Below are 24,433 nucleotides of genomic sequence, written 5' to 3' on the forward strand. Positions count from 1 at the left end.
TTATTCCGTTGGGAGCATGACGGTACCCGTTCCGGCCATCAGCAGTCTGGCAGAGGGGGTCCGCAGGGTGAAATCGTAGATCATGCCGCCATGGGCCTGGTGCTTCTGGATGACGGTGATGATGAGGTGCGGCCAGTCGGGATTGTCCAGCCGGTCACAGTGGATCTGGACATCCCGGATACTGGTCAGCCACCCCTGCCGTGCCTCATGGGCTGTCAGCGCGCCATGCAGGGCAGCCGCCTGCATGGCCATTTCCACGCCGGTGACGGGGGGCAGCTGGCCCGCCACCCGGTAGGGGTTGGCCGGGTCGTTATGGAGATGGGTCGTGGCTTCAAGCTGTGTTTCATCCCAATGGTTCGCAGCATCCAGCAGGCAGCTGGCTCCCTGGTGGGGGATATGGCGGAGGATGGCATCACGGTTGAGCATGGGTCAGCGCAATTGTCATATGGTTGGCCCCGTAGGGCAGGGAAATGGACTGATCCTGCCCGCAGGCAATGGCCTGCAGCAGGGGCAGTATCTGGCCCGCAGGATTGTGGCGGGCCATGTCTGCCAGGCTTTCAGGCAGGGAGGAAAAAGGGTCACGCACATCCCTGCCATTTTTCAGGGACAGTGCAAGCTGGAGTGACGTGTCCCGGCCTGGTGTCAGGATGAGAGCACAGCCAAAGGAGCCCCTGGTCCGCCTGACCGTGCCGAGTGACCCGGGAATGGGCGCATCATACAGGCAGAAGAGAACGGGCTTTTCCTCTGCATGGGCTTCGGCAGCCGCTTTCAGCAGGGCGGCTGGCAGGGTTTCGTCATGCAGCCCCAGTGAGACGGCAGGCTGGTGGCTCTTGTGGCTTATCATCCAGTATCCGGCAGGCGCATTATGGACGGAGTTGTGAAAAAGAGAGGGTGAGACAGCTCCTGCCGGGCTGGCGAGAGACTCCAGAATACGGTTGATGATGAAACCATCGCCGTTGGAGCTGGCAAAGATGGCAGGCAGGTCCCCGGCATGGCACCCAGCCTGCTGGCAGGCTTCCTCGGCACAGAGCATGGCCAGCCGGATGACCTGGCTGGCTCTCCGGCGCTCATTGGCGGGCAGACTGGCGGGTGGGGGCAGTGTCAGGCTGGTTCCGTCATGGGGGGTGTCCCCTCGCAGGACAGGTTTCGCTTCCGCCCACCCATGCAGGCCGTCCCCCCAGCATCCGATACCTGCGATGGAAATGATCATGTCAGTGGTCCGAAGATGAGACTGCTGTTCGTGCCACCAAAACCAAAAGAATTGTTCATGACGAAGTTCAGCTTGCCGTGGCGGGGTGCAAGGAGAATATCACTCTGGAAGAGAGGATCAACCGTCTGACTGTTCATGCAATGTGGTAGATACTGGTCCTGTATGGCTATGGCACAGATCATGCTCTCCAGAATTCCGGAAGCTCCCAATGTGTGCCCGGACCAGCCTTTGGTGGAAGAACAGGGAACGGCCCGGCCGAAGATGGAAGCCATGGCCCTGTCTTCCATCTGGTCATTGGCCGGTGTCCCCGTGCCATGCATGTTGATGTACCCTATGGCCTCTGGTGGCAGGCTGGCCCGGGCCAGGGCTTTCTGTATGGCGAGAGCGGCGCCGCTGCCTGTCGGGTCGGGTGAGGACATGTGGTGGCCATCACTGCTGGCTCCATATCCCAGAAGGCGGAGACGGTAACCGGCTGGCCGGGCAGGGCGTGGCCGGCCATCGGCCCGTTCCAGCAGGGCAAAGCCTGCGGCTTCGCCGATGGAAATACCGCTGCGCCCGGCATCGCAGGGGCGGGTGGGATGGGCCGAGACCAGCCCGAGAGAGGCAAAGCCCTGGAGTGTCATGCGGCAGAGGCTGTCCGCCCCGCCGACAATGGCCGCATCGCAGAGACCGGTAGCCAGAAGGTGGGCGGCATCAATGAAAGCACGGGTAGAGGAGGCGCAGGCGTTGGAGACTGTCAGCATCGGCCCGGTGACATCCAGCCGGGCTGCCACATAGCGTGGCAGGGAGGAGAGGTCCTGCGTGCCGTCATAGGGGAAATCCGGCGGCAGGGCTTCATCCCGGTCTTTGCGGGCAGCATAGGCTTTTTCCGTTGTCAGGATGCCGGATGTGCTGGTGCCCATGACAACGGCAAGGCGATGGCGGCCATAATGGGCCCGGGCATCGGCGACAGCCTCCATGAAATCATCGGTCATCAGGGCCATGTCGGCCAGCCTGTTGTTGCGGCAGTCAAACCGGTGCAGGGCTCCTGGCAGCTGATGGTCTTCCACACCGGCAACGCGCCCGATATAGCCATGCCCCGGAGACTGGAACGTGTCAGGCTGGAGGGTCTGGCGCTGTTCCAGCAGACAGGTCCGGGTGGCTTCCATGCCCCGCCCCATGGCGCTGATGGCTGTTCCGGCCGTGATGATCAATGCGGTCATGCGTGGTTTCCCTGCTGGGAGGAGGTTGGGATGGTGCCCATCAGCAGGAAGCTGAAGATCATGGCGAACAAGGCTCCAGAAGAAATGGTGAGACCCAGCTCCCGCAGGAGAGGGGTTTGACAGCTTGCCAGAATGGCAAAGGAGAGAACGGTCATCATGTTGCAGGTCAGCAGGGTGCGGAGTGTCCGGGTCCGCTCAGCGGCATCAAGCTGGGGGCGGCCGAAAAAGAGGGCGTAATCTATGCCAACACCCAGCACGAAGGCCAGTGCCACGATATGGATGATGGAAAAGACAGGGCCGTGAAGGCGCAGCAGGGCCAGCACGCTCAGGCCTGTCAGGCCAAGGGTGAGGGCAAGACGCCCCGTGCAGGCCGGGCTGCGTTGGCAGACGAGCAGCGTAAGCAGGGCAACGGCAATCCCTGTGGCCAGCCAGAAAGCCGCTTTTCGGACATAGGGGCGCAGCAGGTCTCCCACGGCTGTTTTCATGTTGACGAGCAGCAGGTCAGGCTTTTGCTGGTGAAGCCGCTCGAGAGAGGCAGATGCCGCAGGTGAGCGGGGCAGGATGAGGCCATACCACAGACCATGCCGGGCCATGAGCAGCAGATCGATGCGGTGGCCCACGGCTGTATGGGCGATGTCGTCCAGCCCGAGAGGTGGTAGATGGCGGGCCTGTTCCACATCCTCTGGCAGGTTGGCAAAAGCCTCGGGCTGGAAGGGGGAGGCCTGAAGGGCTGTCTGGAGGTTGGCCCGGATGCTGTCCGCTGCGGGCAGGGTGGCCAGCCGCTGCTGCTGGCGGGCTCTGCTGGGCAGCAGGCGGGCCGCATCGTCCATGTCCTGGCTGGCGGGCAGGTGGCCGAGCAGCTCTTCCTCCTGTTGCAGGATGTGTTCACTGTCCGGGGCGTGGACAACGGCAATCAGACCAGGTTGGGGGGAGCCGAGCTGCTCGTGCAGCTGATGGTCCACCTCCAGCAGGGCTGGTGGGATGGGGTTGAGGATTTCCCCCTGTCTTTCGATCCTGAAGGGATGGAGCAGCAGCACGGCCATGGCGGGAGGTGCTATCATAAGGCAGAGCACACGGTAACGGCGGAGTGCCTCCCAGCGCAGCAGCGAGGGGGATATACCCTGATGATGGGCGGCCAGGTCAGCCTGTGTGACCAGATGGGGCAGAATCCAGATGGTGATGCAGGCGGCGGTCAGAATCCCGGTGGCGGAGAAAAGGCCAAGTTCCATGAGGCCGGGCAGACCACAGAAGATCATGCTCAGCAGCCCGACAATGGCCGTGAGGGTGGCCAGTTTCAGGCTGGTGCCAATGCGGCCCAGAACGACAGGAATGGCTTCCCCCCTGTCCCGGTGCCCCAGCAGAAGGACAGGGTAGTCCAGCGACACACCCAGCATGGTCATGCCGAAGCCGACTGCAATGCCATGAACCCAGCCGAAACAGAGCTGGACTACCAGCATGGAGAGGGACAGTGAGAGCAGGAAAGGTACGCCCAGTGTGGCCAGCACCCAGAGAGAGCGGAAGCGCCAGTAAAGGATGCCGACCACAACGAGAAGGGAGAGAAGGGCGAGGCGGTCCATGTCCTGGCGGAGGGACTGGGCGGCGATGAAGGAGAAAGCCGGGGAGCCTGTCAGAAGCAGCTGGCAGTCCCCGCCATGGGGTGGCCTGCTGTTCTCGAAAGCCTGCCGGATGGCCTGGTGCAGGTGTTTCAGCTGTGCGGGGTCGAGTGTCGGCTGGCGAAGCTGGAGCAGCATGAGCGTGGCATGGTGGTCTGCTGTCAGCCAGAGGCCATCCAGGCTGGCGGGGGGTGTGCTGCTTTCCAGACTGGCCAGATAGTCGGCATAGGCGCCGGTCGGGTCTTTCAGTCCGATATCCTCCACCAGCGGAGCCGCCATGGACTGGAGGAGGTCATAAAGCCGGGCAGTATCGGCTTTCAGGGCGTCCGGGGAGAAAAGGCGTGTCCGGTCATGAGGGGCCAGTCCATAACGGTGGGCGAAAAAAAGCGGCTGGTCCTTCTGCCATGAGAGGGAGGCCGGGCCATCCAGAATGAGGCTGAACTGCCCCGTTGCGGCCAGAGCCTCATGGAATCTGTGCCCGGTCTGGAGCAGGCTGGCCGTATCGTTGCCCTTGATGGAGGCGATCATGATGGACTGGGTAGGCCCGTGGTTCAGCTCATCCAGCAGGAACTGGGACGCTGCGTCATGGGGGCGGGGCAGGAAGGCCTGCATCCCCATGCGGAGGGGGATGGCAGAGAATGTTGCCGCCGCCACCATGATGGCACCGAGCAGGGCCAGCAGAAGGGGGAGACGGCGTTTCATGGTGAGGTGATGGCTGTATCGGTCACATCGCCATTGGCCAGGACAAGATGAAGGCTGTCCAGCGAGTTGTTGCGGCCCTGTATCTGGACGAGCCGGACGATCTGGCCGGTGTCGTGTGTGCGGGGTGTCATTGTCAGGGTCCAGCGTCCCATGTCACCCGTGGCGGAGAGCGTGTAATACTGCTGGAGCAGTGCGACATCTCCCTGCAACGGCCCCCGGATTGTGGCGGCCATGACCTGCAGCGCCGGGCTCATGTGTAGTGGTACGGCCCGCGCGGGGGTCTGGCCATGGCGGAGCCATGCCGTGTCCCCCTGCATGATGAAACTGTCCTGCACAGGGGTGAGGGTGAGTTTTTCCACCCGATCGGGGGGAATGAAACGGAGTGTTCCCTCGCTGTGAAGTGGCACTTTGAGAGCGTGCAGCTGGCGTGTCTCCGTGAAGTGGTTTTCCCTCTGCGAGACCAGACCAATGTGGTGCAGGATGTTGACAGCCAGAGCCTCCTCCTCTGCGGTGGGCGAGGTGATGGCACTGGCGGCAGGAGGCGACATGGCCGCAGTGTCTGCCTGTGCCTCCCGCCAGAAGAGGGGCAGCACAAGGAGGAAGAGGGGCAGGCATTTCATGATGTCAGAGGCCTTTTTCCCAGAAATCAAAGAAATTGAACCATGCGTAGGGATGGCGCTGGCACAGCTCTTCCATCCAGCGGACATAAGCCTGCATGGGGGAGAGCAGCGCCTCCCGTGCGGGGGCTGGCTCTGTTTCCGGGAGAAGAGTATCAGCCAGACCTGTGCAGGCAATATGGTAGGTGCCATTTTTTTGCCTTATGGCGGAGACGAGCACAACCGGTGCGCCGGTCAGTCTGGCCAGATGGAATGGACCTGCGGGAATGGGAGCTTCCTCGCCCAGAAAGCGGATGGGTATGGAGCGGCCACCATCATGGGCCCTGTCTGCCAGAATTCCGATGAATTCACCGTTCCGCAGGGCCTTGAGGGTTGCCAGCATGCTGTCTGGCTGCCCCAGCTCGATGATGTCGGCATTGAAGCCCGGTGCCAGGGCCTCAATGAAACGGGATGTGGCCCCGATGAAGCGGCGATACATCAGCATGCGGAACGGAACAGAGGCATTCAGGCCGCATTGACGCAGGGCATCGAATGATCCGATATGCGCCCCCATGATGATGCATCCCCTGTTCTGGTGCAGGGCTTCATGGAGGATGTCCTGCCCGGTGATGTGGATGTTTTCCCGTGGGAAGCGGCCACTGAGCAGGTATATGCGGTCCAGAGTATTGGTGCTGTAAGCGTGGATATGGCGCAGCACCATGCCCCAGTGAGGACGGCGCAGTGCGCCGGCACGGTGCAGGTGGGACAGGTACTGCCACGAGGCCCGGCGGACCGAGGAATAGACAGCTGCATAATAGAGTGTGGCTGGCCAGCGTAGCAGGGCGGTGACCCGGTATCCCAGATTCAGGGCAACCCATATCAGCAGCCGGATGGTCAGGCTGTTGCCTTTCTCCGGGCGGAGCCATGTGTTGCGCTGCATCAGGGCTGGCTCCCGGCCTGCCCCCGGAGAATGACGGTTCCTTTCAGGGGGCCGGAAAGGTGATGGAGGGTGAAGCGTATCTGTCCATTGCCCAGAGCGCTGGAAAGCAGCTGCATGGGGTCGCCCGGCCGGACGACGGAGAGAAATTTCACGGTGCTGATCGTACGGACGTCCAGCTCCAGCAGGGTGAATATCCGTTCCAGCAGGGTAATGCCCGGTACGGTGGGGTTACCGGGAAAATGGCCGGGCAGGGCCGGATGGCTGGCCGGGATGGAAAAAGGTGGATGGGCCCGTTTCTCCGCATGGTCCCGGATGAGACCTTCCAGTGCCTGCCGTGTCAGTTTGCCGACAGGGTTGCGGGGCAGGCGGGAGAGGCGGACAAGCCGTCGTGGCATGAAGACCGGGTCCACATGCTGGCGGAGGGCCCGCATGATGGCTGTGGTGGTCACCTCGGTTCCCGCAACGATGAAGGCCTGCAGGCGTGTCGGTTCGGGCTGGTCTTCCTTCAGGTCTTCCTCGCTGAACAGGGGAGCAAAGCAGCCGTCCAGGAGGCCATCCGTCTGGAGCAGGGCCTTGTTGAGTGCTCCGTAGGAGGTTCGTTTGCCAGCGATCTTGAGCAGGTCCCCCTTGCGGTCGACCAGATGGAAATGGCGGTCTCCCTGCATGGTGATGACATCATTCAGAGGATGTGGCGTGGCATGGGGAGCCATGCAGATATGGGTCTGGTCATCAGTCGGGTCGGCTGTCAGGGTCAGCCCGTCATAGAGCTGCCACGGATCGGGGCTGACAGTCCGGCGGCTGGCGATGGAACCAGTCTCGGTGGCGCCATAAATTTCCATGACCGGCGCATGGAAGCGTTCTTCAGCCTCCAGAGCCAGTTCCCGGGGGAGTGGAGCAGATGCCGAGATGATGCGTTCCAGCCCAGGCAGTCTGGCTCTGGCCGTCGTGAGAGAGCGCAGATGGATGGGGGTGGTGATGAGCGTGTGGGGAGATGGCGTGCTGTCCAGCAGCTTTTCCACATCCCCGGGGAAGAAGCAGGGGCCGCTGGCTGTGGCGGTTGGTGTATGCAGGCTTTGCAGGATGAGTGTCTCAAAACCGTACATGTGGTAGGGGGGTACGGTACCCAGCAGGGTTGTCCCGTCTGGACGGGACGGTGCCAGAAGGGGCAGGGCAGCATGGCTGCGGGCAACCAGTTCTCCCCAGCGTTTTTTATGGACTTTGGCCTGCCCGGTACTGCCGGATGTAAAGACATGCGCTGCTTCGTGCCCGGCAGGCAGCTGGATGTTGTCCTGACGGGATGATGTCAGTTCGGCAAGGGGGGGCAGGGTCAGGCTGGCCAGGGATTCAGGCAGGGACGGCCCCGTGCAGAGGGCTCCATGGGCCTGTTGCAGGGCCATGAGCTGGGAAACGGCATGATTGCTGGAGAGCAGGCAATACTGCCCCTTCATCATGGCGGCCAGAAAGACGAGCGTGAACTGGACCAGATTGGTGTGCAGGTTGATGATGGGGCGCTCTGGCAGCCGCTCGGCCAGTGCCCAGGCATGGGACAGAAGCTGCGTGCCGCACAGAGGCCCCGCAGCCGTATGGAAGACGGGGCGGCCCGGCGTCGTGATGAGGGACAGATCAGGCAGGGCAGGCATCAGCCCGGACGGTGTGTGCTGATATGGTGTGCAAGAGACCGGAGGGAGTGAAAGATCTTGCGGTTGTCATCATCATGTGATTCCAGCTTGATCCCGTATTGTGTGTTGACCATGAGGGCTATTTCCAGCACATCGATGGAATCCAGCCCCAGCCCTTCACCAAAGAGGGGCATTTCGGGATCAATATCCAGGGGATCCATGTCCAGCTGGACGGCCTCTGTCAAATGGGCAGCCAATTCACGTTCCAGAGGCGTCTGATCGTGAGAAGCGGAAACTGTCGTCACTAAGAGGTTAATCCATTGATGATAGGGAAGGTCTATCACAGTTTAGCATCGGGTTTATCCTTCAGCAAGAGGTGGGCAACCCGGTCATGGCGGCTGGTCCTGCTGCTCGGGGGTGTTGGGCTGGTCAGTCTGGTGCCGGAAAGTGCTGGCTGGTCCGCAGGCTGTGTCTGTCTTGGCCTGATGATGCAGCTGGCCGCTCTGCTGTCCGGACGGCATCCGGGCTGGTTCGTGTTCGTACCTGTTGCAGGGGTACTGGGGTGGTATGCTCCGGCCCTGTCCAGAGTGTGTGACCAGCTGGCCATTTACGGGTTGATGTTGTGGGGGATGCTGTGGCTGTTTGTCCGCTCTCTCAGGCGGGGGCAGGTCCCATTGGTGACCCGGCTGGCCGGGGCCGTGCATGGGACTCCCCTGCGGGCGGATGTGCAGCGTTATACGGTGGGTGTGACATGGGCATGGAGCATTTTTTTCATTCTTGCCCTGCTGGCCCCTCTCATGTTGTGGTTCTGGGCACCACATGAGAGGGCATGGCGTTGGCCTCTTGAGGGAGGAACAGGCCTTGCGGCGGTCGTTTTCTTTGCTGTGGAGATGATCATCCGCCATCTCGTCATCCGGCATTATGACCATTCCACCCTGAAGCAGAATTTCATGGCTGGCCGTGCCGTTTTCATGCGGAAGGACCTGAAATGAATGGCAGGTTTCTGGCTGGCCATCAAGGCCTGTCATCTGGCTGGGCTTTCGCTTAAGACACGGGCAGATGGGTGAATTTGCAGGGGATGGCCTGAAACATGATGGTATTGCTGCCAGTCTATCATTCTGAACCAGAGAGAGCGGGGCCATCCCCCTTGGCCACGATCTGCTATGGAGGGGCCAGTGGTGGGCTGGATGTGCGGAATGGTCGTGTCCACATGACATTGCCCGGGCCTTTGCCGGCGACCTGCGAACAGTGGTGTCCAGCATCCCTATCGGGTGAGACCCGGCATGAACAGGCTGCCAGAGGCCGGCAGGCAGGGCTGGAACAGGGGATCGGCTGGAGTGCAGAAGGTGATCTGCTTTTCGCTGCCTTCTGGGTGGAAGACCAGCCGGAGCTCTGCGAGGCAGTGCAGACCAGTTACGAACGGCTGATCGGCCTGGCGCGGGGCAAGGGTTTTGGCCACATCTATCGGATGTGGAATTATCTGGGGGCCATCAATCAGGACAATGCCCGGGGTGAGGAACGGTATCGGGATTTCTGTAGTGGTCGTTCCCAGGCGTTTGAAGCCATGAGCATCGGTTTGGGTGAGCTGCCTGCGGCAACGGGCATTGGCCTCTCTTCCGGTGGTGTGGCGGTCTTCCTGATCGCCCATCGTCATGTGGGTGGTGTCAATCTGGAGAATCCCAGCCAGCTTCCTGCCTATCATTATCCGCCCCGTTACGGGCGGCGTTCACCGTCCTTTGCCCGTGCCACCGTCATGGAAGGACCAGATCGGACAGCTCTGTATCTCTCCGGCACGGCGAGCATCCGGGGACATGAATCCGTCGGGACGACGGTGGAGGAGCAGCTCTCTGTCACGATTGAAACAATCAATTCATTGCTTGATGCGGCCCGGAAACGTTTTCCCCGTCTTGAAGCAGGGCGCTTTGAGAGCATGAAGCTCTATGTCCGTCATCCTGAAGATGCAGCGGTCGTGCGGGAGGGTATTTCACGGGCCTTCCAGTGCCCGCTGGAGCAGTCCCCGCTCTTCATTGCCGACATCTGCCGGGCAGAGCTGCTGCTGGAGGTCGAGGGGGTGTTTCTGGGGTGAGAGGGACGGCTGATCCGTATCGGCACAAGGGCTGATGGGGGGTGTCCCCGCCTCATGGGGCACAACTGAGCCGGAGAGCTTGGCCCCTGGCAACGCAATCCGTTCTTTATGGGAGATAGCCCATGAAAGGCCACATTGTTCTCTTCTCATGTGGAAGAAGATGTGGCGTCCCGTACGGGATTCGAACCCGTGTTGCCGCCGTGAAAGGGCGGTGTCCTAGGCCTCTAGACGAACGGGACTAAAGGCGTGAGGCGGTTAATAGGCAGGAACGGGGGTGGCGTCAAGCCCGTGCGGCATCAAAAATGAAAAAAGTAAGATTTTCCCGCTCCTGCCATGTTTCCAGACGCAGCTGCCCGGCTACATGCAGCAGGGGGCGGCTGCGATCTTCCAGAAGATCGGTGAAGTGTTTGTCCCCAGCCCGAAAGACCAGCCCCTTGATCCGGCTGTAGCCATCAGCATCCTGAAGAATGACACGCAGTGTGTTGCCATCCTGCCCGATCCGATCGGCCTTCACGCAGCGGACATCCCGTATGGCCAGCAGGGGTTCCTCATTGCCCGGCCCAAAGGGGGCCAGCAGGGCGATCTGTTGGGCCAGTGTGGGGGTAGCCCCCCTGATGGTGACGACACCATCCAGCAGCAGGTCATCCTGGGGGGGGAGGTGACGGGCCTCATCAAGGGCTTCATCCAGTCGGGCATGGAGGGCGGCGCAGTTTTCTTCTTTTACGGAGAATCCTGCCGCCATGGCGTGTCCTCCCCCCGTCAGGAGCAGGCCGGACTGATGGGCCTGGATGATGGCTGCTCCGATATCCAGACCCGTGACGGAACGGGCAGAGCCTTTCACCACACCATCCTTCAGGGCACCGACCAGAGCAGGACGGTTGAATCGTTCCTTCAGCCGCCCGGCCACGATGCCAACCACACCGGGGTGCCAGTCATCACCATGCAGGAAAATGACCGCATGACCGGCCTCAACCTGTTCCCGGGCCTGCTCGACAGCGGCATCCAGAATGTGGCTTTCCACGGTCTGGCGTTTGCGGTTGATGTCATCCAGTTCTTCAGCAATGGCCTGTGCTTCATGCTCGGACTGGCTGAGGAGCAGCCGCAGGCCCTGGTCAGCCCTGGCAATGCGTCCACCAGCATTGATGCGCGGCCCAAGGGCGAAGCCGCAGCTCATGGCGCTGGCATTGGCCTTGACCCCGGCCACATTGGCCAGGGCGGCCAGCCCGATCCGTTCACGGCGGTTCATGACCTTCAGCCCCTGTGCCACAAGAGCACGGTTGAGGCCCTGCAACGGCATGACATCGCAGATGGTGGCCAGAGCAGTGAGGTCCAGCAGGGCCATGGGGTCTGGGGCGTGATGGGTTTCAAACCATCCCTGCTGGCGCAGGGTGCGCTGGAGGGCCACGACTGTCAGGAAGGCAACGGCCGTGGCGCAGAGATGGCCCAGACCGGACTCGCAGTCCAGCCGGTTCGGATTCACGACCAGCCCTTTGGGCAGGCGCCGTCCATCCGGTTTGTGATGATCCAGAACGATCCGGTCGGCCTGCCCTTCAAAATGGTCCAGAACATCAATGGCCGCTGTGCCGCAGTCCACGCAGACAAGCAGGCTGGCGCCTTGATCCAGCAGGGATTGCAGCGCCGGAATATTGGGGCCATACCCTTCAGCCAGCCGGTCGGGGATGTGGGTGACGACATGGCAGCCCAGAGCCGTGAGTGTGGAGCTGAGCAGCGCCGTACCACAGGCCCCATCCACGTCATAATCGCCCAGAATGCCTATGGTTGCCCGAGCCTGTACGGCAGCTGCCAGCCGCAGGGCTGTGGCATCCATGTCCCGCAGGATGGAGGGGTTGGGCAAGGCATCACGCAGGCGGGGCCGCAGATAGGATTCCACCATTTCAGCCGAAATGCCCCGCCCGGCCAGAATGCGGGCAGCCAGTTCGGAGATGTCCATCTTCTGGGCGAGGGCCAGCGCAAGCCGGTTGTCCGTTTCAGCCAGGACAGGATGCCGCCAGACCCAGCGGCGCAGCCCCGCACTGCGCTGGACATTCAGGACAAGGGCAGGAGTGACCCGGGTATCAGGTTCTGGCTGGGACGTCGTCTGGAGCATAAGGGCGGAGGAGTGGCTCAAACCTTGTGGGGGTCGAAATGGTGGTAAGTCTCCATGTAACGGATTGTACCGCTTTCTGAACGCATCATGACGGAATGGGTACGGATGTAATTGTCGGAGGGATATTCAATGCCCCGTAGCAGGTCGCCTGCTGTCACGCCCGTAGCGCAGAAGAAGACCGGTCCGGCCGCCATGTCTGTCAGGCTGAGGGCCTGTGTGGGGTCGAGGTCGGGGCGGATCATGCGGCGGGTGCGGGTAATCTGCGCTTCATTCTCGAAGAGCAGACGGCCCTGCATCTGTCCGTTCATGCAGCGTATGGCGGCAGCGGCCAGAACGCCTTCCGGTGCGCCTCCGCTACCGGCGTAGATGTCCACGCCACTGCCAGGCAGGCAGGTGGCAATCACGGCGGCCACGTCACCATCGCTGAGCAGGCGGACACGGGCACCGGCTTCCCGTGCCTTGGCAACGAGCTCCTCATGGCGCTCACGTTCCAGCGCACAGAGGACCAGATCGCTGACATCACATTTTTTTGCCTGCGCAAGGCTGGCAAGATTCTGGCCTATGGAGGCGTCAATATCCACCACGCCTTCTGGCAGGCCGGGACCTACGGCAATTTTCTGCATGTAGATGTCAGGAGCATGGAGGAAGCAGCCTTTTTGTGCCAGAGCCACCACCGTGATGGCATTGGGCAGACTGCGGGCGCAGAGATTGGTGCCCTCCAGTGGATCCACGGCAATGTCCATTTCCGGTCCGCCACAGCCCACTTTTTCACCGATATACAGCATGGGGGCTTCATCCATTTCCCCCTCGCCAATGGTGACGGTGCCATCGATGGCAACCGTATCAAAGGCTTTCCGCATGGCCTCAACAGCGGCACCATCTGCCGCATTCTTGTCGCCACGACCGGTCCAGCGGGCGGAGGCAATGGCGGCGGCCTCGGTCACACGGGCCAGGTCCAGCCCCAGATTGCGGCCCGTGACCCGATATTCATGGGGAACGTGATGGGGCTGTTTGGCTGTCATGGCAGGTCTTCCACTTTCAGGGCCAGTGGAGTGCCTTTTATCAGGGGCATTTCCTCAAGGAGGGGCAGGATGCGGTTGATCCCGCCCAGCGTGACAGGCCCTGTCAGCAGGATGAGCTGTGCGTCGCCCTTCTGTGATGTGTGATGGTGTCCTTTCTCCACGGCAACATCTTCATTGCCGAGGACGGTGCGGATGTCTTCCAGAGCCGTTTCTGCCTCCACGGAGCCCTCCAGCGTGATGCGGAGATAGAAGCGGCTGACCAGGCCCTCCACCGGTTCGCAGGGAATGGGAGCCTGTTCATCCACCCGGCCCCAGAGAGGCAGGCCATGACCACGGGCCAGGTCGATCACGTCGGCCATGACGGCATCAGCCGTGGGGCCTTCCCCGGCACCCTGCCCGGAGATGGTGATGGGACCACTGAAGGGGCCTTCTGTCGTCAGGGCGTTATAGACGCCATTGACCTGCGCCAGCCCGGACCGTGCCGGGATGAGGCAGGGCTGCACCCAGGCTTCCACATGGTCTTCCGGCAGGCGTCGGGCCACGCCCAGCATCTTGATGGCATAGCCCAGCTTGCGGGCCTGATGGATGTCATCTGTGGTGATGCGCCGCATCCCGCTGACAGCCAGACTGTCAAAAACGATCGGGCGGAAGGCGATGGCTGTCAGGATGCTCAGCTTGTGGGCAGCGTCCCAGCCATCAATGTCGGCAGAGGGATCGGCCTCGGCATAACCCTTGTCCTGGGCCTCTTTCAGCACATCCTCGAAGGCACGGCCTGTTTCGGCCATTTCGGTGAGGATGAAGTTGCTTGTCCCATTGAGGATACCGCCCAGACGGGTCAGGGCATCAGCCGCCACCCCCTCCCGGACTACCTTGATGGCCGGGATGCCACCCGCCACGGCGGCCTCGAACAGGAGAGGAGCTCCATGCTGGTGGCTGAGATGGGCCAGCTCTTCTGCATGGCGGGCGACCAGCGCCTTGTTGGCCGTCACGACGGCCTTGCCTGCCTTCAGGGCTTTTGTCACCAGCGTGTGGGCTGTTCCTTCGGCCCCGCCCATCAGTTCGACAACGACGTCCACATTCGGGTCATTGGCCAGAGCCACGGGGTCGTCATGCCAGTGGAGGCCGGAAAGGTCGATCCCACGGTCCCGCGTACGGTTACGGGCGCTGACGGCCACGACCTCGATGCTGCGGCCGGTGCGGTGGCGCAGCAGGTCTGCATGTTCACGCAGCAGACGGATGACGCCCGTACCCACTGTCCCGAGGCCGGCAATGCCCAGCCGGAGCGGGGATGTGACGGAGGATGAGGCAGTGTTGCGATGTACGGAAGTCATGAGAGGCGGTTTCCTGTCAGGCTGTGGCCCTGCATGGAGGCAGGGCCGGGTGTGGCATTATGGTTTGAGGGCGCTGTGCTGGTTCATGAAGTTTTTGATGGACCGTGTGGCCTGGCGGAGGCGCTGGTTGTTCTCCACCAGCCCGATACGGACAAAGCCATCCCCGTGTTCCCCGAAGCCCAGCCCCGGCGCCACGGCAACCTTGGCTTCCTTCAGAAGAAGCTTGGAAAATTCCACGCTGCCCATGTGGGCGAACTGGGGAGGAATCGGAGCCCAGGCGAACATGGAGCCTTCCGGTGTCGGAACATTCCACCCTGCTGCATGGAGGCCACGTATGAGCACGTCACGCCGGTCCTTGTAGAGCAGACGCATGTTCTCCACATAATCCTGCGGACCGTTCAGGGCGGCGGTGGCTGCAACCTGCACCGGTGTGAACGCTCCATAATCCAGATAGGACTTGATGCGTGTCAGCGCCTGGATGAGGCGGGGATTGCCAGCCGCAAAGCCGATTCGCCACCCCGCCATGGAATAGGTCTTGGACATGGAGGTGAACTCCACGGCAATGTCCTTGGCCCCTTCAATGGAGAGAATGGAGGGCGGGGGCTCATCCCCGAAGTAGAGCTCTGAATAGGCGAGATCGGACAAGACCCAGATGTTTTCTCTCCGGGCGAATTTGACAATCTCCCTGTAGAACTCCTTCGAGGCGAGATAGGCCGTCGGGTTGGAGGGGAAATTGATGATGAGCGCCGTCGGCTTGGGGACAGAGTGGCGCACGGCCCGGTACAGGGCCTCCAGCATGGCATCATCTGGCGAGGCCGGAACGGAGCGGACAGAGGCCCCGGCAATGATGAAGCCGAACTGGTGGATGGGGTAGGACGGGTTGGGGACCAGAATGGTATCGCCGGGGCTCGTGATGGCGGAGGCCAGATTGGCCAGCCCTTCCTTGGAGCCGAGCGTGGCGATGATTTCCGTTTCCGGGTCCAGCTTCACGCCAAAGCGGCGTTCGTAATAGGCGGCCTGCGCTTTTCGGAGGCCGGGAATCCCACGGCTGACGGAGTAGCCATGCACACGGGGATTGCGCAGCGTTTCTGCCAGCTTGTCGATGACATGCTGGGGGGGCGGGCTGTCCGGGTTGCCCATGCCGAGGTCCACAATATCCTCTCCGGCGGCACGCGCGGCGGCCTTGGCCTTGTTGACTTCGGCAAAGACATAAGGCGGCAGGCGGCGGATCTTGTGGAACTCTTCGGTCATGATACTCAATCAGTCAGATGGAAGGGAGCCGGGCTGGCTCCCGGGAAACGGGCATCCCATGTTTCATGAGGCTGGTCAGTCCGGCAAGGGGGGACCAGCAGAAAAGACGGAATTTTTACCTGGTTCGTGCCTCTATGGTCCTGCGGCCTTCAGTGGGCGGGGGCAGTTCCGGCCCTGATGTTCTTTTCGTAAGAGACACGCACGCCATCGCCGATGGCCTCCCCTGTCAGGCGCATGTCGTCATGCGGCACGCCTAGGCTGGCCAGACGCTGGGCAATGGCCCGGGCCCGGAGCAGGGCCAGACCGATTTCATGCGTCTGTTCATCAGGAGAAAGGCCGCTTTGGGCGCTCAGGGTCGTGCCGAAGCCCCGGATGAGCAGGAGATGACGGTGTCGCTGGGCTACGATCTGGTTGAACGTGTCTGTCTGGTCTCCATCCAGATGGTCGGTATCGGCCTGGAAACGCACCAGAGCCCCGACCGGTGTGGCGGTATCGAAATCCGGTATGACGGGCAGAACCGTGCTGGGGAGTGAAAAGCCGGGGAAAAGCAGAGGCTTTGGTGGCTGGCCGGGGTCCGGCAGGTGGATGGGCAGCGCATGGGTGACGGGCTGGTAGATCAGGCTGGAGCCACTGCCTGCCGGGCCGGTGGACCTGTCCTGACGGATGATGGCCGGATGGCTGGCAGCAGGCCCGTTGCTCTGGCTTTCCAGCGTCATGGAACCGCCATTCTGGGGCTGGGGTGGTGGCGGGTTCATCATGCCGATGGGCAGGGCCCCGCCAGCAGCGGAAATGCGCTGGGAGTAGTTGCGATCCCGCTCCAGACGAGTCGTGATCATCGCCCGGGCATCGGTACTTGGGAATTCCGGCCGGGTGGTGGGGATGAGGGCGATGTTGGGGGCGGGCCTGTCATAACCCGGCGTGGGGGGGCGCAGCCGTCTGATCTCCCCGCCCATGATGTCGTGTGCGATGTCCCGTGTGGTGTCGATGGCATCACGGTGCTGGCAGCCTGCGGTGAAGGCAGGCAGGGCCAGCAGGCAGAGCCCGAACTGGAAGAGGCCGGCACCCCGTGTGAGGGTGGTGGAAATGGAACGGAAAGAACGGGTGAAAAGGCTGGGTGTCATGGTCCGGCGTGCAACAGGGCGGAAGGGGCAGGGCCAAAACAGGAAAGCCCCGGAATGAAAGGGTGGGGAGGCAGGATATGTGTCTCTTCCCTCGGACGCAATTCCTTACTGGGGAAGAAAGGGAGAAAAAGGGTCCTGATTCGATCATGGGAAATGATGAAAAAGCTGCAAGAAAGCGTCGTTTTAAGGCTTGGCAGAGAGGTCAAGCAGGGGCAGGATAGCGGCATGATGACATATGATGAATGCCACACCCATGATGTTGCCCGCCTGCGGGCTTCTGCCTCTTCTGGAGAGGATGTCCGCCATGGCACCGCCACGGTGCGTCCCCGCATGGAGGACGAGCCGGATGGGCCTCCGGAGGACGAGAAAAAGTCCGGCCCGGCCCCGGAGGTGGAGCGCCACCTCTTCGAGCAGCGCAAGGTGCTGATCTTCGGTGGAGTGAATGACCGCATGGCCCGTGACATTACGGGCAGGCTGCTGGCTCTGGCTGGGGAATCGGACAGGCCGATTGATGTTTACGTCAATTCTCCCGGCGGCCACGTGGAGAGTGGCGATACCATCCATGACATGATCCGCTTTGTGGATTCTGTTGCTCCGGTCAACATCATCGGTACGGGCTGGGTGGCGTCTGCCGGTGCGCTGATTTTTGCGGCGGGGCGTCCGGAGCGGCGTCTGTGTCTTCCCAATACCCGGTTCCTGCTGCACCAGCCGATGGGCGGCGTGCGGGGCCCGGCGACCGATATTGATATCGAGGCCCGCGAGATCATCAAGATGCGTGAACGTCTGAACAGGCTTTTCGCGCGTGAAACGGGACAGCCCTACGAGAAAGTGGCCCGTGATACGGACCGCAACTACTGGATGTCGGCGAAGGAGGCGGTTGAGTACGGGCTTGTTGGCCGCATCATTTCTTCGGCAGCCGATCTCGAACAGGCCTGAGTCCCAGCAAGGAAAGGAGCCTTATCGTGAGCGATGCATATAAAGCGGACGGGAAGAGCTCTCTGGCGGATATTTATTCCCATCTGCCGGACAGCCCATCCGAAAAAACGCTGGAGCAGGTGGACTACGATGCCCGCCACTGGAGCAGCCCGGTCAAAGGGCCGCTGAAGCCGGGTACCCCGGAGCACAAGAAGGCCATGGCCGACATGTTCCGGGAGACGTTCAACCCCTACAAGCCGTCAGTCATCCCCTGGCCGAAGCTGGACCCGGAGACGCTGCACCGCATCACCTCCCTGCCGATCTGGGATATCGCCGTGCAGACCGAAGGCAAGGCCCGCCTGCGCATGGCTGCCTATGCCGACATGCTGGACGACCCGGATGTGAAGGACGCCATTGCCCGTAATGCATGGGAAGAGAACCGCCACAAGGAGGTTCTGGCCCGCATGGTGGAGCATTACGGTATTCCGCTTGCCCCGGAAGACCCCTACATTGAGCCGCGGGATACGGAGTGGGCCTATCTGGTGACGGGTTTCTCCGAGTGCTGGGACAGCTTCTTCGCCTTCGGTCTGTTTTCTCTGGCCGAGAAGGCCGGCCTGTTCCCGATGGAGCTGATCGAGACATTCGAGCCTGTCATGCAGGAGGAGTGTCGCCACATCCTGCTGTTTGCCAACTGGCTGGCTTACCATCGTGCCGTCATGCCGCTCTGGCGCCGTCCGTGGTTCGAGATGCGGGTGATCGGTGTGCTGTTCTTCCTGCTTTATGAGCGTCTGAGCCTCGTCCGCAGCTTTGATGATGATGGCGTGGAGCATACGCAGGACAACAATTTCACCGTGACCGGTGCCCAGAGCATGACGGACAAGAAGGTGGATTTTGTTGAGCTGATGGAGCTGTGCCTCAAGGAGAACGAGCGCCGCTTTGCAGGGTATGACCCCCGCCTGCTGCGCCCGCAGATGGCACCGTTTGCGGCCCGCATGGCCCTGCGCGGTGTCAAGCTGTGGCGTCGCCTGCGTGGTCAGAAGGATGGTGATGCCCATCAGGCTGCCTGAGGGGTAGTGCCAGTTCCTGGGACTGGATGGAAAAAAAGCCCCGCTCCAATATGCTGGAGCGGGGCTTTTTGCATGAGGCGTTCTTTTGTCCCCCGCTGCTGGGGGACAAAAGGACCTTCCGTCAGCTTTTGCGGCGGTTGCCGGTGCTGGTGCTGTCCAGCGGCAGCTCGTTGGATGAATCCGTATCATCCTCTGCCGACTCACCAACCATCATGTCTTCAGCGATGATGCCAGCATCCTGCCGGACCCGTTTTTCAATTTCCGCAGCCATTTCAGGATGCTCACGCAGATACTGCTTTGCATTTTCCCGGCCCTGGCCGATGCGGGTGCTGTCGTAAGAGAACCAGGCGCCAGATTTCTCCACCACATTGGCCTTTACGCCAAGGTCCAGCAGCTCGCCCATTTTGCTGACGCCCTCGCCATACATGATGTCGAATTCCACCTGCCGGAAAGGGGGGGCCATCTTGTTCTTGACGACCTTCACCCGTGTCTGGTTGCCCACGACCTCGTCCTTGTCCTTCACGGAGCCGATGCGGCGGATGTCCAGGCGGATGGAGGAATAGAATTTCAGGGCGTTGCCGCCTGTTGTGGTTTCCGGATTGCCGAACATCACGCCAATCTTCATGCGGATCTGGTTCAGGAAGATGATGGTGGTGTTGGAGCGGGAAACGGAGCCTGTCAGCTTGCGCAGGGCCTGGCTCATCAGGCGGGCATGGAGGCCGACATGGCTGTCCCCCATTTCCCCTTCCAGCTCGGCCTTGGGCACGAGGGCAGCGACAGAGTCCACGACCAGAATGTCGATGGCCCCGGAGCGGACGAGCGTATCAGCAATTTCCAGAGCCTGTTCCCCGGCATCTGGCTGGCTGAGCAGCAGATTGTCGATGTCCACCCCCAGCTTGCGGGCATAAATGGGGTCCAGCGCATGTTCAGCATCAATGAAGGCAGCCGTACCGCCCTTTTTTTGCGCTTCAGCCACGGCGTGGAGAGCCAGCGTGGTCTTGCCGGAGCTCTCCGGGCCGTAAATCTCGATGATGCGGCCCCGTGGCAGCCCACCGATGCCCAGCCCGATATCCAGTCCCAGCGATCCGGTGGAAATGACATCAACCTGCTCCTTGGGCCGCTGGCCCAGCCGCATGATGGACCCCTTGCCGAAGGAGCGTTCGATCTGGCTGAGAGCGCCATCCAGCGCTTTGCTTCTTTCTGCGTTCTTGTCTGCTGACATGAAGACCTCGTGACTGACAGGCCCCGGATGATGGGGCAGGGAGTGGTGGCGGGGCATGTGCCTGCCCCATCAGATGGCGTTCAGAAGGGCTCTGGACAAGCCCTTGGGGCGTATCTGTCCAGAGTGATGTTCCCTGCTGGTTCAGTGGGTGATGGTGTGGGCGGTCAGACCGTTCCCGTTGGGGGCGGCCCGTCCGACACAGTCATCACCGGAGCAGACGATGCTGTTGAGCTGCCCTGTCCCTGTAGAGGGAGCAATGGCCTGCCCCTGTGCGAGCTGCCGCAGCGCATCAGCAACGCTCTGGGCGGCGTCATTCTGCCCCGAGGCTGCAAGGACGGCCTGCATCCGTTTGTGGGGGGCTTCCAGTATGGCAGCGCTGAGGAGCGGGCGGGGGTAGTCATGCGGGGCTCCAGCGAGGACGACCCCCGTACTGCCGGCCAGACGCCCCGTGCCAAACAGGTTGTTGTCTGTCAGCACGCAGCCAACGCTCAGGCCATGGCCATCCCGTACGACAAAGGAGGTGGAGGCCGGCAGAGGGGGCAGGCCGGTGGCATCGCTCTGGCCAGAGGCCATGAATATCTGGCCTTCCTGGAGGCTTGTCCGGCCGGAACGGCGCCATGCGCTGATGACATTTTCAGCCCGCAGGTTCTGGCGGAAGGCTGCAGCACTGCCCAGTCCACCATCAGCTGGTGGCGCAAGGAAGCTGAGGCGATACGGCCCGCTGGTAAAATGCAGGGCAGATGTCTGTCCGGGCAGGGAGCGGCGCAGGTCGTCGCGTGTCAGGCCTGCACCAGCCTTGTTGGCCTGTGTGACAAAAACATCGGACAGGGCACCGGTATAGAGGTCTCCCACCCCAACCAGTTTCAGGCGGGAGAGGAATGACGTCAGGCGGGGCTGGGTCAGCTGGTCCCCTTCCCGGATGGCCACACCGGAATCCCCCCGGCTGAAGAGGGCCTTCATTCCTTCGTTGGAAAGGAGAGGCCCCTGCACGGCGGCGATGTCATTGGCCAGCTGGCGGCTGACCGTGATGCCCTGCTGGCCAAGTGTTATGGCCGGGTCGATCGTATCACCCAGCTGGACTGACCCGTACCGGAGATTCAGCAGGAACAGTCCACGGGCCATCATGGGTACGGCAGCGGGGCGGTCTCCGCCCGTGCCGGTGCCGTCAACAGGCAGGAAGGAAATGCTCTCGGCGGGCTGGCCCGGGCGGGCAACCAGGCAGGCCCCGCCACCTCCCAGAGAGGCACGGGAGGGGAGTGTGACGGACAGAGCGAAGGCCGTTGCCGTGGCAGCATCGGCGGCATTGCCCCCACGGGCGAGGACATCACGGCCGACCAGTGCTGCCTGCGGTTCATCAGCTACCACAATGCCTGTGTTGGCTCTGGCGGATGGGGCTGTATGGCCGAAGAGATGATGCTTGAGGCTCCTGCCACCAGAACAGGCGACAAGGCTGCTGCCCAGAAGGCTCAGGCAGGCCAGCAGACCAAGCCCGCGCGCCCACCGGGGAGTGGGACGGTCAGACAGGCAGGGGGGATGAGGGGTCCGGCTGTCAGGCTTTACCACGGTGGCGGCTCTCCAGTGTTGCGGGTCACGATCAGGGCTGTTTGCAGGGACTGTCTGCCATCATGGCGGTCCCGGATTGAGGTATGATAGCGTTAAACTGCCGGGATTGGGAGGGCAACCCCGCAGGGGGTGGTTTTAACGGGTCTTACATGCTTCGGCTGTAGGCTGGGGAGCAGCATCATCGTTCCTCATGAAGGGATAGGGCTTCAAAAACAGACCGGTTTGCTGTTTAACAGGGCTGGTCATCGGGGCGGTTCTACCTGCATGGTCAGGTGGGGGGCCCTCTCTTTCTCAAGCGCCCATGAAATGCTGCATAACCCCATGGAGGGCACGACCATGAAACAGCGTGTGAAGTCATTTTCCCTGGCCCTGCTGGCTGGCCTCCCTCTCATGGGGCTGTCCCTTGCGGGGACGTCCCATGCGGCGGATGAAGCGGTTTTTACCGCAAAGCAGCGGGCGGCGATCGTACAGATTGTCCGTGAGGCCCTGAAGAATGATCCGAGCATCCTGTCCGATGCCATCCGGTCCATCCAGCAGCAGGCCAGCTCCCAGCAGGAAGCCCACGTGAAGGCGGCCGTGCGGGCCAACTGGCAGGCTCTTTCCACGGCGCCATCCTATGCCGTACGCGGCAACCCGCAGGGGCAGGTCACGGTCGTGGAATTTCTGGACCCGCGCTGCACCTACTGCCGCCACATGGCCCCGGTGGTGGACCAGTTCCTTGCCAGACACCCGGATGTTCGGCTGGTGGAGAAGGTCATTCCCGTTCTGGGTGATGCCAGCCTGCTGGATGCACAGGCCATCTATGCGGCGGCCTTCCAGGGCCAGTATGACGCCATGCGCCGCCGCCTGATGGAGGAGACGGCCAAACCCGGCATGGAGCATCTCCGTGATGTGGCAAAGAGCCTGAAGCTGGACGTGGCCCGCTTCGAGAAGGACATGAAGGGGCAGGCCGTCATGGGGCTGCTGACAGCCAACCTTGGTCAGGCCCAGAGTGTGGGCGTGCAGGGGACGCCGACCTTCCTGTTCGGTCAGGCTGCCGTGGCACCCGGTGCGCTGGGCATGGAGCAGATGGAGCAGTTTCTCGAGGCAGCCCGCAAGGGGTGATCCTCCCCCTGCTGGTGAAAGGCTGAGATGATGACCCTTGCGGAGCAGATGGCCGCCTGGCTGGCAGCACGTCCTTCCCCTTCATGGAGGCAGCCCCTGCTGATGGGGATCGTCAATGTCACGCCGGATTCCTTCTCGGATGGCGGGCAGTTCTTTACGCCGGAGGCCGCCCTGAAGCAGGCCCATGCCCTTCTGGCCGAGGGGGCGGACCTGCTGGATGTCGGTGCGGAATCCACGAGGCCGGGTTTCACGCCCGTGGATGCGGAAGAGGAATGGCGGCGTCTGGAACCGGTCCTGACGCCTCTGGCCCGGGAGGGGGCGGTCCTGTCCGTCGATACCACGAAGGCCTCCGTGGCCCGGAAGGCCCTGGTGGCAGGTGTGCAGATGGTCAATGACGTGTGGGGGTTGCAGGCCGACCCGGACATGGCTTCCGTCGTGGCCTCCGCCGGTGCCGTGGTGGCCATCATGCACAACCGTGAGGTGGTTGATGCCAGCGTTGATCTCTGGGATGACTGGCGGCGTTTCTTTGACAGGTCCCTGAAGCTGGCCGACCGGGCAGGCATCGCCCGTGAGACCATCCTTCTGGACCCCGGCGTCGGGTTCGGCAAGACGGTGATGCAGAATCTCTGGGCTGTGCAGAACATGCGGCGGCTGGAGGCCTATTACGGCCTGCCCGTGCTGCTGGGTGTGTCCCGCAAATCCATGTTCGGCAGGCTGCTGGGGCGGGAAGTGCATGACCGTCTGCCAGCGACGCTGGCGGTCAATCTTTACGGGGCGACGCAGGGGGCCTGCATGGTGCGGGTGCATGACGTGCAGGCACACAGGGACATGCTGGACATGACCGCCCTGCTGGCCGTGAATGGAATGGTGAAGGGAGATGTCGAGTGATCATTCCGTCCCTGACCCATGTGCGGGTGCATGATCTCTGCCTGTTCGGACATCATGGCGTACATGAGGAAGAAACCCGTCTCGGTCAGCGTTTCTATGTGTCGCTGGAGGTTCGGGCTGACCTGTCGGCAGCGATTGCCGGGGATGATTATACACAGGCCGTCTGTTACGGGCAGCTCTGCCAGAGTGCCGAGCGGGTCTTTCAGGCTGGTCCCTGCAAGCTGATCGAAACTCTGGCCGGGCGGATAGGCACTGCCGTGCTGGCGGACTGCCCCGCCGTGCAGGATGTGTCCGTCACGGTGCGCAAGCCTTCAGCCCCTGTGCCCCATGCGGTGGAGGATGTATCCGTCACGGTGACGCAGCAGCGGGAATACCGGGTCGGTTTTTCGCTCGGGGCCAATCTGGGCGAGCGGGAGGCCGTGCTGCGGGCTGCCGTGGAGGCTCTGGGCCATCAGCCGGGGCTGGAGATAGAGGCGGTTTCCTCTTTTTACGACAGTGCTCCGTGGGGTGTGGAAGATCAGCCTCCCTTCGTGAATATCGCCGCCCTGGGGCGGACGGTCCTGCCCCCGCAGGCCGTTCTGGGTCTCTGCAAGGAGATCGAGCGGTCGCTGGGCCGTGTGCCCGGGCGACGCTGGGGCGAGCGGGCGGTGGATGTGGACCTGCTTTTTCATGGGGACGGCACCGTGTGCCACCCTCTTCTGACGCTCCCCCATCGTCATCTTTTTGACCGTGCCTTCGTGCTGGAACCCCTTGCCGAGCTGGAGCCGGAGCTTGAGATCGCTGGACGTTCCGTGAAGGAAGCGTTAGCAGGGTTGGATCGTATAGCTGGGGATGTCACACGGCGCAGGCCGGGGCAGGGTGGATGAACTTTGGG

The 24,433-nt window shown here is 62.2% G+C and carries 22 protein-coding genes and 1 tRNA gene; 7 read left to right on the forward strand and 16 right to left on the reverse strand.

The annotated features are described in order from the left end of the window. From DTJ15_RS00185 to DTJ15_RS00220, 8 genes are read right to left on the reverse strand one after another with little or no spacing between them, the layout of a single operon-like run. A complete protein-coding gene (locus DTJ15_RS00185; protein ID WP_043561832.1) occupies window positions 1-426 on the reverse strand; it encodes a hypothetical protein in 426 nt (141 codons plus the stop codon). Next, window positions 413-1,210, reverse strand: a complete 798-nt coding sequence (locus DTJ15_RS00190; protein WP_043561829.1) for a beta-ketoacyl synthase chain length factor — start codon at window positions 1,208-1,210, stop codon at window positions 413-415. The genes DTJ15_RS00185 and DTJ15_RS00190 overlap by 14 nt, the downstream gene beginning before the upstream one ends. Next, complete coding sequence (locus tag DTJ15_RS00195; RefSeq protein WP_103765731.1) at window positions 1,207-2,412, reverse strand: beta-ketoacyl-[acyl-carrier-protein] synthase family protein; 1,206 nt, start codon at window positions 2,410-2,412, stop codon at window positions 1,207-1,209. The genes DTJ15_RS00190 and DTJ15_RS00195 overlap by 4 nt, the downstream gene beginning before the upstream one ends. After that, window positions 2,409-4,727, reverse strand: a complete 2,319-nt coding sequence (locus tag DTJ15_RS00200; RefSeq protein ID WP_249109180.1) for an MMPL family transporter — start codon at window positions 4,725-4,727, stop codon at window positions 2,409-2,411. Before DTJ15_RS00200 ends, DTJ15_RS00195 begins: the two co-directional genes overlap by 4 nt. Next, on the reverse strand, window positions 4,724-5,347 hold the full coding sequence (locus tag DTJ15_RS00205) for a LolA-related protein (RefSeq protein WP_086431687.1): 624 nt from the start codon (window positions 5,345-5,347) through the stop codon (window positions 4,724-4,726). The genes DTJ15_RS00200 and DTJ15_RS00205 overlap by 4 nt, the downstream gene beginning before the upstream one ends. 4 nt (window positions 5,348-5,351) lie before the next feature. Further along, a complete protein-coding gene (locus DTJ15_RS00210) occupies window positions 5,352-6,263 on the reverse strand; it encodes a hypothetical protein (RefSeq protein WP_081562526.1) in 912 nt (303 codons plus the stop codon). Then, complete coding sequence (locus DTJ15_RS00215) at window positions 6,263-7,903, reverse strand: AMP-binding protein (protein ID WP_052349227.1); 1,641 nt, start codon at window positions 7,901-7,903, stop codon at window positions 6,263-6,265. The genes DTJ15_RS00210 and DTJ15_RS00215 overlap by 1 nt, the downstream gene beginning before the upstream one ends. After that, a complete protein-coding gene (locus DTJ15_RS00220) occupies window positions 7,903-8,187 on the reverse strand; it encodes a phosphopantetheine-binding protein (protein ID WP_043561817.1) in 285 nt (94 codons plus the stop codon). The genes DTJ15_RS00215 and DTJ15_RS00220 overlap by 1 nt, the downstream gene beginning before the upstream one ends. Before the next feature lie 15 nt (window positions 8,188-8,202). On the opposite strand from DTJ15_RS00220, the gene DTJ15_RS00225 reads away from it, so the two are divergent. Continuing rightward, a complete protein-coding gene (locus DTJ15_RS00225) occupies window positions 8,203-8,874 on the forward strand; it encodes a hypothetical protein (protein WP_249109181.1) in 672 nt (223 codons plus the stop codon). A gap of 98 nt (window positions 8,875-8,972) precedes the next feature. After that, a complete protein-coding gene (locus DTJ15_RS00230) occupies window positions 8,973-9,968 on the forward strand; it encodes a hypothetical protein (protein ID WP_249109182.1) in 996 nt (331 codons plus the stop codon). 163 nt (window positions 9,969-10,131) lie between these two features. Here the strand turns inward: DTJ15_RS00230 and DTJ15_RS00235 are convergent. From DTJ15_RS00235 to DTJ15_RS00260, 6 genes are all read right to left on the reverse strand, one after another. After that, window positions 10,132-10,207, reverse strand: a tRNA-Glu gene (locus DTJ15_RS00235). 41 nt (window positions 10,208-10,248) lie between these two features. After that, window positions 10,249-12,075, reverse strand: a complete 1,827-nt coding sequence (gene recJ, locus DTJ15_RS00240) for a single-stranded-DNA-specific exonuclease RecJ (protein WP_052349224.1) — start codon at window positions 12,073-12,075, stop codon at window positions 10,249-10,251. A gap of 17 nt (window positions 12,076-12,092) precedes the next feature. Continuing rightward, complete coding sequence (gene glpX, locus DTJ15_RS00245; RefSeq protein ID WP_043561816.1) at window positions 12,093-13,097, reverse strand: class II fructose-bisphosphatase; 1,005 nt, start codon at window positions 13,095-13,097, stop codon at window positions 12,093-12,095. Further along, window positions 13,094-14,428 (reverse strand): homoserine dehydrogenase, encoded by a 1,335-nt coding sequence (locus tag DTJ15_RS00250; RefSeq protein ID WP_249109183.1) that lies wholly within the window; start codon window positions 14,426-14,428, stop codon window positions 13,094-13,096. The genes glpX and DTJ15_RS00250 overlap by 4 nt, the downstream gene beginning before the upstream one ends. A 57-nt stretch (window positions 14,429-14,485) precedes the next feature. Further along, on the reverse strand, window positions 14,486-15,679 hold the full coding sequence (locus tag DTJ15_RS00255; RefSeq protein ID WP_043561808.1) for an LL-diaminopimelate aminotransferase: 1,194 nt from the start codon (window positions 15,677-15,679) through the stop codon (window positions 14,486-14,488). Window positions 15,680-15,828: 149 nt separating this feature from the next. Next, on the reverse strand, window positions 15,829-16,800 hold the full coding sequence (locus tag DTJ15_RS00260) for a hypothetical protein (protein ID WP_249109184.1): 972 nt from the start codon (window positions 16,798-16,800) through the stop codon (window positions 15,829-15,831). A 330-nt stretch (window positions 16,801-17,130) separates the two neighbouring features. Between DTJ15_RS00260 and DTJ15_RS00265 the strand changes: the two genes are divergently transcribed. Both DTJ15_RS00265 and DTJ15_RS00270 read left to right on the forward strand, forming a co-directional pair. Beyond that, window positions 17,131-17,736, forward strand: coding sequence for an ATP-dependent Clp protease proteolytic subunit (locus DTJ15_RS00265; RefSeq protein ID WP_181005240.1), 606 nt, complete (start codon window positions 17,131-17,133; stop codon window positions 17,734-17,736). Window positions 17,737-17,762: 26 nt separating this feature from the next. Further along, complete coding sequence (locus tag DTJ15_RS00270; RefSeq protein ID WP_081562520.1) at window positions 17,763-18,782, forward strand: hypothetical protein; 1,020 nt, start codon at window positions 17,763-17,765, stop codon at window positions 18,780-18,782. Window positions 18,783-18,903: 121 nt separating this feature from the next. Here the strand turns inward: DTJ15_RS00270 and recA are convergent, their stop codons facing one another. Beyond that, window positions 18,904-20,004 (reverse strand): recombinase RecA, encoded by a 1,101-nt coding sequence (gene recA / locus DTJ15_RS00275; protein WP_052349241.1) that lies wholly within the window; start codon window positions 20,002-20,004, stop codon window positions 18,904-18,906. A gap of 141 nt (window positions 20,005-20,145) precedes the next feature. Continuing rightward, window positions 20,146-21,567 carry a gamma-glutamyltransferase gene (locus DTJ15_RS00280; RefSeq protein ID WP_248630814.1) on the reverse strand — a complete coding sequence of 474 codons (1,422 nt, stop codon included), beginning with the start codon at window positions 21,565-21,567 and terminating at the stop codon, window positions 20,146-20,148. A gap of 336 nt (window positions 21,568-21,903) precedes the next feature. On the opposite strand from DTJ15_RS00280, the gene DTJ15_RS00285 reads away from it, so the two are divergent. From DTJ15_RS00285 to folK, 3 genes are read left to right on the forward strand one after another with little or no spacing between them, the layout of a single operon-like run. Continuing rightward, window positions 21,904-22,671 carry a DsbA family protein gene (locus DTJ15_RS00285; protein ID WP_052349239.1) on the forward strand — a complete coding sequence of 256 codons (768 nt, stop codon included), beginning with the start codon at window positions 21,904-21,906 and terminating at the stop codon, window positions 22,669-22,671. Between the two features lie 27 nt (window positions 22,672-22,698). Beyond that, the gene (gene folP, locus DTJ15_RS00290) at window positions 22,699-23,559 is read left to right on the forward strand and encodes a dihydropteroate synthase (protein WP_227431411.1); all 861 of its coding nucleotides are present in this window, start codon (window positions 22,699-22,701) and stop codon (window positions 23,557-23,559) included. Further along, window positions 23,556-24,425, forward strand: coding sequence for a 2-amino-4-hydroxy-6-hydroxymethyldihydropteridine diphosphokinase (gene folK / locus DTJ15_RS00295; protein ID WP_249109186.1), 870 nt, complete (start codon window positions 23,556-23,558; stop codon window positions 24,423-24,425). The genes folP and folK overlap by 4 nt, the downstream gene beginning before the upstream one ends. Window positions 24,426-24,433 lie beyond the last annotated feature (8 nt).

The organism is Parasaccharibacter sp. TMW 2.1891, from assembly GCF_023337675.1.
In the GTDB taxonomy this organism is placed as follows: Bacteria; Pseudomonadota; Alphaproteobacteria; order Acetobacterales; family Acetobacteraceae; genus Bombella; species Bombella apis.